The organism is Nocardioides sp. Root122 (assembly GCF_001425025.1).
In the GTDB taxonomy this organism is placed as follows: Bacteria; Actinomycetota; Actinomycetes; order Propionibacteriales; family Nocardioidaceae; genus Nocardioides.
The window spans coordinates 225,042-240,296 of record NZ_LMDE01000010.1; the positions used below are offsets into that span (position 1 = coordinate 225,042).

Annotated in this window: 11 protein-coding genes and 2 pseudogenes; 3 read left to right on the top strand and 10 right to left on the bottom strand. The window is 70.6% G+C overall.

The genetic code is table 11. The features are described 5' to 3' along the window. Positions 1–14: 14 nt before the first annotated feature. Both ASC64_RS23145 and ASC64_RS10220 read left to right on the top strand, forming a co-directional pair. A pseudogene (locus ASC64_RS23145) lies at positions 15–392 on the top strand (FlgD immunoglobulin-like domain containing protein); the annotation flags it as partial. A 120-nt stretch (positions 393–512) separates the two neighbouring features. Further along, a complete protein-coding gene (locus tag ASC64_RS10220; RefSeq protein ID WP_235563643.1) occupies positions 513–1,280 on the top strand; it encodes a hypothetical protein in 768 nt (255 codons plus the stop codon). Between the two features lie 264 nt (positions 1,281–1,544). On the opposite strand, the gene ASC64_RS21665 is transcribed toward ASC64_RS10220, so the two are convergent. The 10 genes and pseudogenes from ASC64_RS21665 to ASC64_RS10265 all read right to left on the bottom strand — a co-directional run bounded on the left by ASC64_RS21665 (position 1,545) and on the right by ASC64_RS10265 (position 13,396). Further along, complete coding sequence (locus ASC64_RS21665; RefSeq protein ID WP_082550360.1) at positions 1,545–2,816, bottom strand: isochorismatase family protein; 1,272 nt, start codon at positions 2,814–2,816, stop codon at positions 1,545–1,547. Between the two features lie 40 nt (positions 2,817–2,856). Then, complete coding sequence (locus ASC64_RS22010) at positions 2,857–2,994, bottom strand: hypothetical protein (protein WP_156385121.1); 138 nt, start codon at positions 2,992–2,994, stop codon at positions 2,857–2,859. Between the two features lie 180 nt (positions 2,995–3,174). Then, positions 3,175–5,106, bottom strand: a complete 1,932-nt coding sequence (locus tag ASC64_RS10230; protein WP_235563646.1) for a helix-turn-helix domain-containing protein — start codon at positions 5,104–5,106, stop codon at positions 3,175–3,177. Between the two features lie 393 nt (positions 5,107–5,499). Then, positions 5,500–5,916 (bottom strand): annotated as a pseudogene (locus ASC64_RS23150) (ATP-binding protein); the annotation flags it as partial. Between the two features lie 91 nt (positions 5,917–6,007). Continuing rightward, complete coding sequence (locus ASC64_RS10240; protein WP_056907445.1) at positions 6,008–6,241, bottom strand: hypothetical protein; 234 nt, start codon at positions 6,239–6,241, stop codon at positions 6,008–6,010. Beyond that, positions 6,238–7,623 (bottom strand): alpha/beta fold hydrolase, encoded by a 1,386-nt coding sequence (locus ASC64_RS10245; RefSeq protein WP_162245789.1) that lies wholly within the window; start codon positions 7,621–7,623, stop codon positions 6,238–6,240. The genes ASC64_RS10240 and ASC64_RS10245 overlap by 4 nt, the downstream gene beginning before the upstream one ends. Continuing rightward, positions 7,620–8,117: a GNAT family N-acetyltransferase gene (locus ASC64_RS10250; RefSeq protein ID WP_156385122.1), complete on the bottom strand. Its 498-nt coding sequence runs from the start codon at positions 8,115–8,117 to the stop codon at positions 7,620–7,622. Before ASC64_RS10250 ends, ASC64_RS10245 begins: the two co-directional genes overlap by 4 nt. A gap of 231 nt (positions 8,118–8,348) precedes the next feature. Beyond that, positions 8,349–10,880, bottom strand: coding sequence for an ABC transporter permease (locus ASC64_RS10255; protein ID WP_056907446.1), 2,532 nt, complete (start codon positions 10,878–10,880; stop codon positions 8,349–8,351). A gap of 3 nt (positions 10,881–10,883) precedes the next feature. After that, positions 10,884–11,729, bottom strand: a complete 846-nt coding sequence (locus tag ASC64_RS10260) for an ABC transporter ATP-binding protein (RefSeq protein WP_082550362.1) — start codon at positions 11,727–11,729, stop codon at positions 10,884–10,886. 161 nt (positions 11,730–11,890) lie between these two features. After that, a complete protein-coding gene (locus ASC64_RS10265; RefSeq protein WP_082550363.1) occupies positions 11,891–13,396 on the bottom strand; it encodes an MFS transporter in 1,506 nt (501 codons plus the stop codon). Between the two features lie 289 nt (positions 13,397–13,685). Between ASC64_RS10265 and ASC64_RS10270 the strand changes: the two genes are divergently transcribed. Further along, positions 13,686–15,107, top strand: coding sequence for an MFS transporter (locus ASC64_RS10270; protein WP_056907448.1), 1,422 nt, complete (start codon positions 13,686–13,688; stop codon positions 15,105–15,107). Positions 15,108–15,255: the final 148 nt, after the last annotated feature.

Sequence of the window (15,255 nt, forward strand, 5' to 3'; positions counted from 1 at the left end):
AGGTGTGGGGCATGATGCGGAGCACGGGGCCGGGACGACGGGTTGCCGCTGTGCTGAGCAGCATCGCGACGGGTCTCGCACTCGCCGTGGTGTCGCCGGCGAACGCCACGGACGCGAGGTCGTCTACTCGTCAGCGTCCAGACGCGGGGACGACACTGATCACGGCGACGGACCACGTCGCCTTCTCACCCGACGGCGACCATCGGAAGGATCGAGGCCGCATTCGCTTCAGGCTGGACGCCCCGGCGCGGGTGACGATCACCGTGCGCAATCCACGGCGGGCCCTGGTGCGGCGCGCCCGGCTGGGGACGCTGTCCGCAGGTCGACACTCCTGGACCTGGGACGGCAGGACCGACGGCGGCAGGAGGGTGCGTGACAACACCTTCTCGGCGACGTCGACAGCAGTGACCGGGCCCCGGAGAGAAACGGCTCGATCGGCCATCCAGGTGGACACCCAGCTGTCAGGCAGGCTGGTCGCCACTCGGCCGACCGTGTATCCCCGGGCGTCGGTGGTGACTGATCGCGTTCAGCTGATGTGGCTCAGCGATGGGTGGAACGCCTGGGACGAGGAGCTGTTCTGGGACGACGGCCTGCTGGCGCGGTCGCGCCTCGAGATCCGCACGCAGGCGGGTGAGCTGGTGTGGCGTCGCGTCATCCGGAACTCGTACACCCCGGTCTTCGACTGGTACGGACGACGCGACGGTGGTGCACTCCTGCCGCCCGGCGGATACGTCGTCCAGGTGGTGGTGTCCGACCCCGCCGGCAACCGGAGTCGGGACCGCCAGGACGTCTGGGTCTCCCACGAACAGCTCGCCGAAGAGATCTGGAGCGCCACCGTGGCTGCTGCCCGGGCCGGTCGTTACAGCCCCGAGTTCGGGGGATGCAACGGCTGCGGTGAGAGTGCCGGGCCGGTGCCCAGCGAGCGGTTCCCCGATGGTCTGAGCTTCCGCCCGGCCACGGAGTCCTGGCAGTGGGGTACAGCGGGATACTTCGGCATGGACGTCCCGTTCGCCGAGTCACCTGCTGACACCTATCGGGTGACCGCGACCGGCGGCCCGACGGTGCCGGGGTCCCCCGATCAGGGCAGGCTCGACGGCATCGATGTCGGACCCGGCGACGCAACCGTGACCGCCCAGTGGAGGTCGGTGTCGCTCACGGGGGACCCCTTCCTGCCGGCGATGGACCTGCCGGTGACATGGACCTTCATCACGTCACCGGAGAACTCCTACGACGTGGCGACGTTCACCGTGGAGTACCGGCGCTACGTCCCGGCGGGGTGAGGCGGTGTGGTCGTCGCACACACGCCCGGGGCCCCGGTCCCACAGGGGGACCGGGGCCTCTTCGTACGACGGACGCGCTCAGATGTCGCAGTAGTGACGGCTTCACTGCCCTGACCTGCGAGAACTGCCATGAGTGGCATCCGCGGGGTGCAGGCGGTACGCACCCGCCGGAGTGATTGCCCTGTCCTCTTGGTGAACATCTGATACTCCCTGCAGCAGGTACACCCGCATCGTCACTGAAGCTGTGGAGCAGGGCTCTGCCGCTCAGCCGTGCTCGAGCTCGTCGACATGCTCTGCCACGTTCCTGACGAAACGCTGTTCGCGTCGTCCGGACGTCGCATGGATGCGGACCTCGTCCGTTTCGAGCCACCCATGTCGCCGATACACCTCCACGGCCCGTGTGTTGTCGTCGTAGACCCAAAGGTCCACCGCTTTGCGCGCCGTCTCCACTGCGTGGTCCGTGACATCGCACAGCAAGTGGCCTGCCACTCCGGCTCCCCAAGCGTTGGGGTCAACCCCGAGGTAGAGGATCTCCAGGCCGTCCTCGCTCGGGACCACGACAGCGAAGCCGACCGCATCGGAGCCACGGAGAGCCAGATGGAGCGTCGAGCCGGGAGCACGCAAACCTCGCTCGATGATCGGCAATGCTGACTCCACGGGGGCGGGTTCGGGCTTGTCGTCGCGCCGAGCAGTGGAGGCCGCCCAGATCCGCGCTGCCTCCCACTGGCTGAGAGGGCCTTTGTCTCTGGCTACTTCAACGTCGCTGTCGTCCGCCACAACGCTGATGGTCGCCGGGGGTCGCGCGTGCTGCAACGCGATTCGGGCCCCAGTCGGCGATTCGACCGACATCCAGACGGAGTCCCGCACCGCTGCCAGTCCCTCGTCGTATGGCGTGACGGTGTCGCGCGAGGCGGGTGCCCTGCGGTACGCCGCGACCGAGCGGCACCTCGCCACGATGGCGGCGGTGGTCATCACCGTGGCGAACTCCCCATGAAGGTTGGTGCAGGTGGCGTGCGTGAGGGCGTCGGCCGTCAGAGTGCGGCCGTCCGGCCCGACGCGATCGAAGGTGTGCGTCGCGTCGAAGGCGAAGATCGTGTCGTAGCCGAGGTTGCCGGCCACGCGAGCGGTTGTCTCGCAGCAGTGGTTGGTGGTGATGCCGCACACCACGAGCCCGGTCACGCGTTCACGTTGAAGCCATGCGTGCAGGTCGGGGGTGCCGTGAAAGCTCGAGTTGACGCTCTTGGTCACGATCAGGCTGGGGCTGACCTGCTCGAGGTAGTCCTTGAACGCGTGTCCGGGGTGATCGCGGTGGACTGGACTGTGCGGGTCCGCGGAGGCGTGCCGGACGTAGACGATCGGCTCCCTGGCGGCGGCGAAGGCTGTGATGAGGGCGGCGATGTTCGGGTCGGCGTCGGGGTTGTTGCGTGGGCCCCAGTACGTGGTCTCGTCGAAGCCACGCTGCGCGTCGACCACGATCAGTGCGGTGGTGTGCGGCAAGGACGTGGCGGTCGGGGTAGGTGGGCGGGTGCGGGTCACGTCGGGCTCCTGTGAGGCGGCCGCGTCGGCCGGGATGGGGTCAGCGACGTCCGCGCGGGCGGGTGGGCCAGCGGCGGGGTCCCCGCGCCAGCCGGGACTGTCGAGCTTCGTCCGCTTCCTGCAGCCGGCGGCGGATCTCGTGGTTGGCGGCGGTGTGCATGAGCAGGTTGGCGGTCATGACGGTCTCCTCGGTGGTTGGTGGAGGCACCATCGTGTTCTTCGGGCAGGGCCGGTCGCGCCGGGGAAATCACCGGGGAGTTCGCCGGGGAGCATCCGCGGAGCGCGGGCCGGGTCCGACCCGGTCCGCGACCGTGGACCGGCACGTGGCGCCGCGAGGAGGGGTGGGGACCGGTGCGTTTCAGGTGAGGTCGCCGGTGAGTGCCGCGAGCTCAGTACGTGAGGTGATGCCCAGCTTCGTGTAGACGTTCCGGAGGTGGAAGTCGACCGTGCGGGGGCTGATGAAGAGCCGCGCCGCGACGTCCTTGTTGCTGAGCCCTTCTCGTACGAGGGCGGCGATCTGTGACTCTTGTGGGGTGAGGTCGCTGGCGACGAGGTTGGTGCCGCGGCGGGCAGTTTCACCGGAGGCTCGCAGTTCCTGGCGTGCGCGTTCGGCCCAGCTGGCAGCGCCGAGGCTCTCGAACGTGTCGAGCGCTTCACGCAGCGGGACGCGAGCCGCGGTACGGCGGCGGTGACGGCGCAGGTGCTCGCCAAGGGCGAGCTGGGTGCGGGCGCGTGCGGGCAGGCGAGGAGACGTGGCGTGCCAGTCCAACGCTCTGGTGAGGTGCTCCTCGGCGTCACCGTGTCCGAGGACGGCTCTGGCGTGGTGGACGGTGGCCCAGGCCCACGCCATGTCGGCTCCTTCGGCGAAGCAGCGGATCTCGTCGAGCCACTTCTCGGCGAGGTCTCGGCGCTCGGCACGTACGGCGGTCTCGATGCGGTCGAGCGCGGTCAGCCAGCGGGCCACGGGCAGGTCGATCTGCTGCAGGTGGTGCAGGGCCGTGGCGGGTGTGACGTCGAGCTGACGGGCTGCGGCCCAGTGAGCCAGGCCGCGCACCAGGCCGGTCGTGGCGCCGTGCGGCGGGTGTCGTTCCAGTTCGGCGTCGAGGTCGCGCAGGTGCTGGGGGGCGGCCGGGTCGCCGCGGAGCGCCGAGATGACCGCGAGCTCGGCGAGCGGGAACGCCGCGAGCTCGTCGAGTCCGAGGTTGCGGTCCAGAAGCAGAGCTTCCTGGGCGGCCTTGAAGGCCTCGCTCCACGCCCCGGTGGCGATGCGGAACACGACGCCGCGAGTCAGGGCGTGCTCGATCATGTTCACGGCGCCAGCGTCGCGCGCATGCTGGAGTTGTAGGTCGTGCAGCCGGATGGCTCGTTCGTCGTCGCCCAGGTGCATGGTGGCGATGGCGAGGTTGGCGTGAATCAGGCCCGGTGCTGTGGCCGGCAGCGGGAGGTCCCATGCGCGCCGCAACGCCGTGGCGGCGCTGGCCCAGTCGTTGTCGATGACGGCGGTGAACCCGCGGAGTAGGGCATCGGCCGCCTGCTCCTCCACGGTCGCGTCGGGCGCGGGCGCGGTGACGATGGTGGAGGGGGAAGGGGTGTCGACTGCGTGGGCGCCGAACGAGGCGAGCGCCGAGGCGAGCATCGCGAGGATGCGAGCGTGGGCCGGGTCGTGGGGCGCGGCGGTGGCCGCTGCGCGGCACACGATCCGGTATCCGTCGTGCAGGGAGCGGGTGTTCCACTCGACCTGGCCCTGGAGCTGCAGGAGGTCGGCTCGCAGGAGCGGGTCGTCGGCGTCGACGAGCGCAGCACGGGTGAGGAGGTCGGTCTCGAGCGGGCGTCCGGCGGCGAGGTTGGCTCCGGCGGCGTTCAGCAGGCGTTGGGCGCGTTCGTGGGGGTCAAGGGTGAGCTCCGCGGCCCGGGCCCATGCTGCGGCGGCGGCTTCGTGGCCGCCACGGCGACTGGAGCGCTGTGCGGCTTCGTCGAGCGCTGCGACGACGTCGGGGTCCGGGCCATCGACGGACGCGGCCAGGTGCCAGGCCCGACGATCCTCGTGAGCGGTTCCTGCGAAGGCGTCGGCAAGGGCCCGGTGGGTCTGACGGCGCCGAGAGCTCGTGGCGGCTCCGTAGATGGCGGAGCGTACGAGCGGGTGGCGGAGCATCAGCCCCTCGGTGCTGACGCGGAGCAGTCCTGACTCCTCGGCGGTGTCGAACGCTTCCTCGGGTGCGCCGAGGGCGGCCGCAGCTCGGGCGACGATGGCGGGGTGGCCGGAGTCGTCGGCGGCGACGACCAGCAGCACGGTCTGGGCTGCGGCATCGAGCTTGCGGTAGCGGTCCAGGAACGCGCGCTCGACCCGTTCGGTGAGCGGAAGGCGTTCGGGGAGGCGTTGGTGTCCGGTGAGCTGGTCTGGGGTGAGCGCACCGCTCAGCTCGATGAGACCGAGAGGGTTGCCGTCGGTGACTTCGAGGAGCTCTTCGAGTACATGCGCAGCGATCGGAGCGGCGGCCTGGTCGGCGATGAGCTCCCCGGCAGCGGTGGCGGCGACGCCAGTGATGGTGATGGTCGTGAGCTCCGGGGTGTCGAAGGCGCCGGCCTCGTCGTCACGGATGGCGAACATGAAGGCAACCGCTTCGCCCTCGAGTCGTCGTGCCACGAACAGCAGCGCTGCAGCGGAGGCGTCGTCGAGCCAGTGGGCGTCGTCGACGACTCCGAGTACGGGTCGGTCTCCGCCGACCTCGGAGAGCAGGTTCAATGTGGCGAGGTAGACCAGGCGTCGGTCGCCAGCACCTTCGGCTTCTTCACCGAGGGCGGCGCGCAGCGCGCGCGCCTGGGGGGCTGGGATGTCGTCGAGGCGCTCGAGCACCGGACGCAGCAGCCGGTGCAGCGCAGCGAAGGGCAAAGGAGCTTCGGACTCGACACCGCGCGTGCGGAGGACGGTCACACCCGTGCCCTCATCCGCGTCCCGGGCGGCCGTGACCGCGTCGTCGAGCAGGGCGGATTTCCCGACGCCCGGCTGGCCGCGGAGGACCAGCGCGGCTCCGTCGCCGGCTGCGGCACGTTCGATGAGCGCGCGCAATGCTGACTGCTCGGCCTCCCGTCCCCTCAGCACGGCGGCACTTTACCGAGACGGCCCGGCACCGGAACAGGATTGCTGCCGCAGCTTTCCCCTGGATCGGTGAGGTTTCTTGCGGGTGTGTCGGTCACTGGGCCACCCGGCAGTCGAGCCGGTCCAGGACTGCCAGCACCTCGGCGCGCTCCACCGGCTCGCGAGCGGTGACGATGAGGACCCCGGCCGCCTCGTCGACGTCGCAGAAGCTGACACCGGGAAGGTCGCCCACTTGCCGCTCGACTGCTTCACAGACCCCAACGTCGGGCGGGTCTTCCAGGCGGAACATCACGGTCCCGACGAAGGCCCGCGGGGTGTTGCGCATCATCGGGATCCCCCGGGCTGGGGGTCGGCCGTCCGGGCGTTGTGGGCGAGCGCGGTGATGATGCGCGGCCAGGCGGCAGGGGGCAGGTCGTGGCCCATGCCTTCGATGATCTCGAGTCGAGCGCCGGGGATGGCGGCGGCGGTCGCGCGCCCGCCGGAGGGGTGGCACATGGGGTCGGCGCTGCCGTGGATGACCACGGTGGGCACGTCGAGGCGCGCGAGCGCGCGAGTGCGGTCCGAAGCGGTCCGCACGGCCCGGTGCTGCCTTCGGCGGCCGTCGCGGGCGTCGGGGTCGCGTCGGAACGCCTCGACTGTCGCCCGTCGCAGTTCGTCGAGGTCCTGGGCGAGTCCGGTGGACCCGACGGCCCGGAAGATCCGGACCCGGCGTTCGACGGCTTCTTCCTCCGTACGTGGGCGGCGGGCGAGGAGGTGACGGAAGATCAGCGGTGAGGTGCGGCCCTTCCCGCGCTGGCCGGACGTCGACATCAGTGATGCGAGCGAGGCCACCCGGTCCGGGTGTCGGATCGCCATCAACTGCGCCACCATGGCGCCGAGCGAGGCTCCGACGACGTGCGCGGTCGCAACTCCGAGATGATCGAGGAGCCCCACGGCGTCGTCAGCCATGTCGTCAAGCGTGTACGTCCCGCCGGGCAGGTGGGTGGAGCGTCCCGCGTCGCGGTTGTCGAACCGGACCACGTGAAGTCCTTGATCTGCCAGCTGCCGGCAGAACGCGTCGGGCCAGTGCACCAGCTGGAAGCCCAGCCCCATGATGAGAAGCATCGTGGGTGACGCCGGGTCGCCGAAGGTCTGGTAGCACAGCGTCACGTCACCGACGTCGGCGAAGCGTTCCGGGCTCGGACTGTTGGGAAGGTCACGGGTCCATGCCAGCGCGGTGGTCGGCTGCTCACCGGCCAGGTAGGGCGTGGCTGTCTCGCCCGGTCGGTAGCCCATCGTGGTCCAGAACGGGTCGGCGAACGGGGCGTTGGTGGCGACGATGGTGGCCCGCAGACGTTGGATCTCGGGCCAGCGGGCGACCCAGTCGAGCAGCAGGTCGTGGGTGCGTCGGCCGATACCGCGCCGTTGGTGGTCGGGATGGGTCTGGAGGAGTCCGATGTGTGCCGTGTGCGCGTCGGGCCACCCGCGCAGCACGTCGATGACAGCGACCAGGTCACCGGTGTCGTCGTACGCCCCGAGCACCACCTTGTGCTCAGCCGGCAGACCGGGTGGCCGCTCCTCGAGCAGGTCGACCGCCGCGTGCGGGCTTGCCGGGGCCCCGGTGACGCGGCGTGCGTAGTCCGCGTCAGCCTCGAGCAGCGCCTGGATGGTGTGGGTGTCGCGTTGGCTGAGCTCGCGCAGAAGTAGCCGGGGTGCGTCGGTGGCAGTCATGCCTGGCCCTGCAGGTAGCGGGTGTAGGCGTCGGGTCGCCAGGCGGCGACGACCTTGGTGCGGAGCGTGGCTCCCAGTCGCTGGTAGAAGCGCTGGCCGGCGTCGTTGTCCTGGTTGACGCCCCATGTGATGAGGGACTGCTCGGGGCTGACGTGCTGGGCCAGGGCGGCCATGAGCTGCCCGCCGATGCCGCGGTCGCGGACCTGGGGGCGGACGTAGAGGTCGTCCATGGCAAAGATGTCACGGCCCTGCCACAGGTTGAGCTGACGGGTGCCGCTGACGTACCCGACGGGCTGTCCGGCGGTGACGGCGAGGAGGACCACCACGGACGGGTCGGCGAGCATGCGGCGCCAGTCCTCGACGGTGGCGTGGACGGCGTCGGCGGAGTTCTCGTGCGTGGCGAGCTCGATGAGCAGAGTGCGGACGTCGTCGGCGTCCTTCTCGCTGGCGCGGCGGATGGTGACGGTGCTGTAGGCGTTCAGCTGGTCGGTCATGGGGTCCTCCTGGGTGGGTCTCGGTCGGAGCCGCCTCTCTCGGGTCCCCGACTGTTATCGGGCCTGTGATCGGTGGTGGCTCTGGGTGTTGCGGCTCTCTGGGTGGTGTCGACTCTGGGTCTTGCGACTCTGTTGTCGCGCCGGGAAGAACGCCGGGTTCTGCACCCGAGGGGGCGTGGGGTTGGTGCAGAACCCGGCTGCATTGGGGGCTTGCGGTGTGAGCGGCGCTGGTCACTCGCGGATGGCGGTGAGCACCTCCAGCCGAGCGGCGCGGCGGGCGGGCGCGAGTCCGCCGACGACTCCGACCACGAGGCCCACGGCAGCCACGAGCGCGAGTCCGGTGGTGGGGACCCGCAGGTGCAGGTCGCCTCCCTGAGCGATGGCGCGTACGAACAAGGCGCTGGTTGCGACGCCGATCGTGGTTCCGACGAGCAGGCCGGCGACGGCGATGAGCAGGGACTCGGTGCGGATCATGGTGCGCAACTGACGCCGTGTCATCCCGACGGCTCGGAGCAGGCCGAGCTCGCGGGTGCGTTCGATGATGGACAGTGCCAGCGTGTTGGTGATGCCGAGCATGGCGATGAGCACGGTCAGCATCAGCACGGCGGTGATCATGGTGAGAATGCCGTCCAGGGATGCGGTGCGGGCTTCGGCTGCGCTGGCCTGGTCTCGTACCTCGACCGTCGGCATGCCCTCGAGGGCGTCCTCAAGCGCGACCTGGGCATCGTGGACGCTGGTTCCGGAGCTGGGGCGCACCAGGAGGGTGGCGTCGACACGCTCGGTGAACCAGTCGCGGTAGCTGGCGAGCGAGACCAGGTAGTCGGTGCTCAACGCTCTCGCGTCGTCGTCGTCGATGAGTCCGACGACGGGCACCTTGAGCGTGCCCGTGCGGGCGAACGTCATGGCGAGGGTGTCGCCCACGTTGAGGCCGCGCTCGGCTGCCTGGCGTTCAGTGATGACCACCCCGTCGCGCAGGTCGGTCAGGTTGCCTTCGACCATGTCGACGTCGGTCACGTCGTCGATCGTCGTCGGGTCGAACGCGGTGAGGGCGCGGGTGGCACCGGAGTCCTTCCAGTGACCGAACCGCAGGGGCGAGACCGTGCCGACCTCGTCCAGGTCCTCGACCTTCTTCAGGGTCGTGGGTTCGAGGCCGCCGAGCATCTCACCGCGTGCGCTCTCCACCACGAGCTCGGCGGTGATGGCCTCGTCGAACCCGGACTGCAGAGCCGCGCGGACCGAGGCACCGACGACGGAGACGAAGACCACCAGTGCGAGGCTGAGCGCCAGCGCCATCACGGTCGCTCCGGTGCGCCGCGGCGCCCGGCGGGCGGCCTCTCGAGCCAGACCCGCAGGCACGCTCCGGCCGGTGAGGGCGATCATTCCGCGGCCGATCAGGTTCACCACGGCGGGTGCGACCATCGGGGCGAGGGCGACCATCCCGGCCACCAGCGCGGCGGTGCCGGCGCCGAGTGCCGGCATCGACTCGGTGGCGCCGCCGACGCTGAGCGCGGCGACTCCCGCGGCCGTGAACGCGACGCCGACACCGGAGCGGAGACGACCCCGACCGCCGGTTGTGCCGAGAGCGCCTTCGCGCATGGCCATCACCGGGGAGATGCGGGCCGCGCGACGCGCGGCACCGAAGGCGGCGATGAGTGTGACGCCGATCCCGACGGCCAGCGCCACGATCAGCGTGCGAGCCGACAGGACCGTCGGGCCGTCCGGGACGGTGGCGCCGGCGGCGTCCAACAGGGAGCGGAGCCCGGTGGCTGCGAGGAGTCCGGTGCCGGTGCCGGCGATGGCGCCGGCGATGCCGAGGACGGTCGCCTCGCCAAGGATGGAGGTCATGACCTGGCGGCCGGTGGCTCCGGCTGCGCGCATGACAGCGAGCTCGCGGGTGCGCTGGGTGACCAGCACGGAGAAGGTGTTGGCGATGAGGAACGCACCGATCACCAGCGCCGCTCCGGCGAGCGCGAGCAGTGCGCCGGTGATGAAGCCGAGCTGGGACTTGGCGGCTGCCGCGCTCGCGGCGGCCGTGTCCTGGCTGGCGGCCACGTCGACGTCGGCGCCGAGGTCGGCGCGGAGGTCCTCGGCGACGCTCGAGGTGGCGGTCCCGTCGGCTGCGATGACGTCGATCTGGGAGATGCCGTCGCCGAGTCGCAGGAGCCGCTGGGCGGTGCGCAGGCTGGTGAGGGCGACGGTGGTGTCGGGCAGGCCATCGGACTCGCCGAAGCCGACGAGTCCGACGACCCGGAGGTCGGCCTCACGGTCAGCCTGGACGCGCACCGTGTCGCCGAGGGTGATGTCGTGTGCGGTTGCGGTGGCGGCGTCGATGACGACCTGGTCCGCGCCGCCGGGTGCGTGACCCTCGCGGAGGGTGAACCCGTCGACGCCGGTCCACGAGCTCAGCATGGAGGGGCCCGCGGGCACGATCGCCTTGTCGTCGCTGATGAGGAGTCCGGTTCCCTTGACGACAGGGATGGCCTGATCGATGCCGGGCAGGGTGGCGGTGCGGGCTGCGAGCTGGGGGTCGAGGGGGTCGCGTTCGACCTCGACACCCATGGCGGCGTCGAAGGCGACGGCGTCGCGGATGACGATGTCGACCTCGGTGCTGGCGTCACGGAACTGGTCGTCGAACACCTTGCGGGAGGTGTCGGTGAGCACGAGGGTGCCGACGACGAACGTGACGCCGAGAGTGATGGCGGCGAAGGTGAGCAGCAGCCGGCCGCGGTGGGCCATGGTCTGCTTGAGGACGAGGCGGAGCATGGGTCAGCCCTCCTGGAGGGTGTCGGTGCTGGAAGCAGCGGTGTGGGGGCGGTCGTCCGCCTCGGTGTCGAGCTGGAGCATCCGGTCGGCGATGGCCGAGGCGGTGGGGTCGGCGATCTCCTCGATGACGCGGCCGTCGGTGAGGAGCACGACCCGGTCGGCGTGCGCGGCTGCCAGCGGGTCGTGGGTGACCATGACGATGGTCTGGCCGAGGTCGTCGCACGCGTCGCGAAGGAAGCGCAGCAATGCCTGGCCGTGTCGGGTGTCGAGGTTGCCGGTCGGCTCGTCGGCGAACACGATCTCCGGGCGGGTGACCAGGGCCCGGGCGACCGCGACTCGCTGCTGCTGTCCACCGGACAGCTCGGAGGGGCGGTGCTGCAGGCGCTGACCCAAGCCGAGGGTGTCGACCAGTCGAGCCATCCATTCGGGGTCCGGGCGACGTCCCGCGAGGTCGAGCGGGAGGGTGATGTTCTCCTGCGCGGTCAGCGCGGGAAGCAGGTTGAAGCTCTGGAAGACGAACCCGAAGCGGTCGCGGCGCAGCAACGTGCGCTGCCGCTCGCCGAGGTCGGTGAGGTCGGTGTCTCCGATGAGTACCTGGCCGGCGTCGAGGACGTCGAGGCCGGCGAGGGCGTGCATCAGGGTCGACTTGCCGGAGCCGGACGGGCCCATGATGGCGGTGAAGGTTCCGGTGTGGATGTCGAGGTCGGCTCCGTCGAGGGCCTGCACGGCCGCAGGCCCGGTGCCGTAGGACTTGACGAGGCCGCGTGCGCGCACCGCAACGGGCTTGGTCGGAGCCGCAACAGCGTGGGTGTCGGCGGTGCCGGGGGTGTCGTTGAGCAGGTTCGTCATGGTGGCTCCTTGGTCGAGTGGCCGTGCGCCGGCCGGGTGGTGGTCGCGTGGTGGTCGGGGGAGGGCTTCGTGGGTTCGGGGTTTGAGCCTCGGTCTCCCCGGCGCTTGGTCGCGCCGGGAAACCGCTGGGTCCATGGACCGGCGAGGGGCCGGTCGAGGGGTCAGTGCCCGTGGCCGCGGCCGTGCCCGTGGCCGCTCGGGGCCTGGGTCGGGTCGTGAGCGGGCAGCAGGAACGTCGGCACGAGCAGGGCGAGGAGCCCGACGGCCACGGCGAGGAACGCGTCCTGACTGCCGGCAGTGATGCCCGCGCGCGTGGTGAGGTCGCCGGCGACCGCCGTGAGGGCGGCCACGCCGAGGGCAGCACCGATCTCGTGGCCCGTCATCAGCAGGCCCGATGCAAGACCGGACTGCTCGGACGCGACGTCGCTCATCGCCGCAACGGAGATGGCGACGAACATCGGACCGACGCCCAGGCCGAGCAGCGCGAAGCCAGGCAGCACGTCGCTCAGGTAGGAGGGGTCAGAGTCGACGAACGACAGCACCAGCGCACCGGCGGTGGCGATCAGCAGCCCAACCATGATGAGCTTCTTCGCGCCCAGGTGCGGCAGAGCCTTCGATGCGACGGCGGCGCTGAGGGTGATGAAGGCAGCCAGCGGCAGGAACTGCAGGCCGGTGACGAGCGCGGATGAGCCCAGCACCTGCTGCAGGTACAACGAGCTGAGAAAGATGGCACCGACGACGGCTCCAGTGACGCCCGCCATCACGGTGGATGCCGAGACCAGGGACCGGATGCGCCACGTGCCGGGCGGGACGATGGGGCTCTCAACCTTGCGCTCGTTGAGGATGAACCCGGTCAGCAGCATCGTGGCCAGGCCAGCCGCGACGAGCGTGTGGGGTGCCGTCCAGCCGTGGCTGGTGGTGGACTCCACGGCATACACCAGTGTGAGCAGGCCCGTCACCAGGAGCGCTGCCCCGGACAGATCGAGCTGGCGGCGGGCCGCGGCGCGGGTGGGCGCGAAGCGGACCTTGGCCAGGACACCCGCAGCGACCGCGACACCGATGGGGACGTTGATGAAGAACACGGCGCGCCAGTCGAAGGCGGTGGTGAGGATGCCGCCGAACAGCACGCCGGCGGCGATGCCCATGCTGGCCACGGTGCCCCACATGGCGAGGGCGGTGGCCCGCTGGCGGCCTGAGTAGGTGGCCATCACGACGGACATGGCTGCCGGGGTGAGCAGGGCTGCGCCGGCACCCTGGGCGCCTCGAGCCGCGATGAGGGTCAGCGCGGTGTCGGCGAAGCCGGCGGTGAAGGAGCCGGCAGTGAACAGGGTGAGGCCGGTGAGGAACACCCGGCGTCGGTCGAAGAGGTCGGCGACGCGTCCGCCGAGCAGGAGGAACCCGCCGCTGAGCAGCACGTAGGCGCTGATCAGCCACTGGTAGTTGCTCGAGGACAGGTGCAGGTCGGTGGCGATGCTGGGCAGGGCGACGTTCACGACGCTGACGTCGAGCACGACCATGATCTGTGCGGCCAGCATGAGCGCGAGCACCGTCCAGGGACGCCGCACAGCTGGTACGTCGTGGCCCGGGGCCTCGTGGTGTGGGTGGCCGTGGTGCCCGGCGTGCCCGACGGGCGGCGACGCCGTCGTGGAGTGATGCGACTGGCTCATGGCGTTCTCCTCGGAAAGGGTGATGCCGGCTCGGTGATGCCGGTGACCCGAGCGTCCGTCCGGAGGCGGGTGGCTCGCGCCGGGAGTTCCGCCGGGTTGCCTGCCGATCGGGGCGACGGCATCGACTCCGGTAGTCGGTGCCTCACGCGAGCTGGCAGCCCAGCGAGGAGCGTTGGCGGGAGGGCGCCGCGAAACGTCAGGTCGCGCAATCCCGGCGATCTCCCCGGTGCGAGGCAAGGCACCTCGCCCCGACCGTGGACGGAGACGACCCACGACCGAGGTGACAGCCATGACCACGAGTACGACCCCTCCAGCCGTCCCTCCCACCGGCATCGCGAGCGCCAGTTCGAGCACTCGGCCTGGTGGGCCCAGCCGGTCCCGCCGGGGGCTCGCCCTGGCGTTGCTGGTCTCCGCCCAGTTCGTGGTCATGCTCGACACGTCGATCGTCAACGTGGCGCTGCCCTCGATCCAGGCATCGCTCTCGCTGAGTGCGATCAGCTTGAGCTGGGTGGTGAACGCTTACGTGCTCACCTTCGGCGGGCTTCTCCTGCTCTGCGGGCGCGTCGCTGACCAGGTCGGCAGGCGCCGCATGTTCACCATCGGTTCGGTCCTGTTCGCCGGGGGCACACTCGTCGCAGCGACGTCCGCCGGCGAGTGGATGCTCATCACCGGCAGGATCGTGCAGGGTGCCGGGGCAGCGTGTCTGAGCCCGGCCTCGATGGCGCTGCTCCTCGTCAACTTTCCGGGCGAGCACCGGGCACGGGCGATGAGTCTGTGGGGTGCCGCGTCGGCGCTGGGTGGCGCCACTGGTGTCGCCGCTGGCGGACTTCTGGCCGGTACGTTCGGCTGGTCATCGGTCTTCCTGGTCACCGTCCCGGTGTCCTTGCTGGCCGTCGTTGTGGCGGGACGTGTCCTCGACGACAGCAAGCCACGCGCGAGCCACCACGTCGACCTGCGCGGAGCCGTCAGCATCACCGCAGCGGTCGTCGCGCTTGTCGACGGGGCGCTCAGCCTCGCGTCGGGCAACTGGACGGACTTCGTCATTGTCGGAGTGCTGGCCCCCGTCGCGCTCACGGCCGTGTTCATCCATGCCGAGCGCCGCGCCCCCGAGCCGTTGGTACCGCTCGACCTGTTCAGCTCCCCGATGCTGAGGATCGGCGTCGCCCTCGCAGTCCTGGGCGGAGCTGCCCGAGCCTCCACATTCGTGCTCGTCGCGCTCTACCTGCAACAGGCGCTCGCCATGTCGCCCCAAGCCGGCGGACTGGCCATGGTGCCGACATCCCTGACCGGCTTCGTCGTCTCGCTCGTCCTCCTGCCTCGCGTCCTGCGCAGGTTCGGTGCCCGCCGCAGCCTCATCTCCGGCCTCCTGGTCCTGGCGGGCGGACATCTGTGGCTTGCCTGCGCGCCCGTGGGAGGCGGCTACCTGGTGGGCGTGCTCCCGGGACTCCTCCTGGTCGCCACCGGCGTCGCGCTCAGCTTCACCCCCACCACCATGGTCATCGCCTCGGCCGTCCCTGACGCTCATGCCGGCCTGGCCTCGGGGTTGGCCAGCAGCGCAACCCAAGTCGGCGCCGCACTCGGCACCGCCGCGTTCACGGCCATCGCGCTGCGGGACTCCGGCTCTGGTTTCCCCACCGCATTCGTCGCGGCGGCGGCCGTCGCACTCTTCACGGCACTGATCGGCAGGATCGCAGGCCGGAGCCGCCACTGACGTCGACTGTTGCTAGACCACGCGAATCATGGCAACGACACGGCGGTTAGAACGTCTGCGTGGCCGTTCCGCGGGCAACAACTGATTTGCCGCGATCCGAGCGCCCCTGCGGGGCTGGCGCAATCACACCTCAATCGCAAGGGGGCCT

Bases quoted from the DNA above. Each gene is read 5' to 3' on its own strand.
- ASC64_RS10255 (WP_056907446.1), bottom strand. From the start codon at position 10,880: ATGCTCCGCCTCGTCCTCAAGCAGACCATGGCCCACCGCGGCCGGCTG.
- ASC64_RS10250 (WP_156385122.1), bottom strand. From the start codon at position 8,117: ATGACCGACCAGCTGAACGCCTACAGCACCGTCACCATCCGCCGCGCC.
- ASC64_RS22010 (WP_156385121.1), bottom strand. From the start codon at position 2,994: ATGACCGCCAACCTGCTCATGCACACCGCCGCCAACCACGAGATCCGC.
- ASC64_RS10260 (WP_082550362.1), bottom strand. From the start codon at position 11,729: ATGACGAACCTGCTCAACGACACCCCCGGCACCGCCGACACCCACGCT.
- ASC64_RS10265 (WP_082550363.1), bottom strand. From the start codon at position 13,396: ATGAGCCAGTCGCATCACTCCACGACGGCGTCGCCGCCCGTCGGGCAC.
- ASC64_RS10245 (WP_162245789.1), bottom strand. From the start codon at position 7,623: ATGACTGCCACCGACGCACCCCGGCTACTTCTGCGCGAGCTCAGCCAA.
- ASC64_RS10270 (WP_056907448.1), top strand. From the start codon at position 13,686: ATGACCACGAGTACGACCCCTCCAGCCGTCCCTCCCACCGGCATCGCG.
- ASC64_RS10240 (WP_056907445.1), bottom strand. From the start codon at position 6,241: ATGATGCGCAACACCCCGCGGGCCTTCGTCGGGACCGTGATGTTCCGC.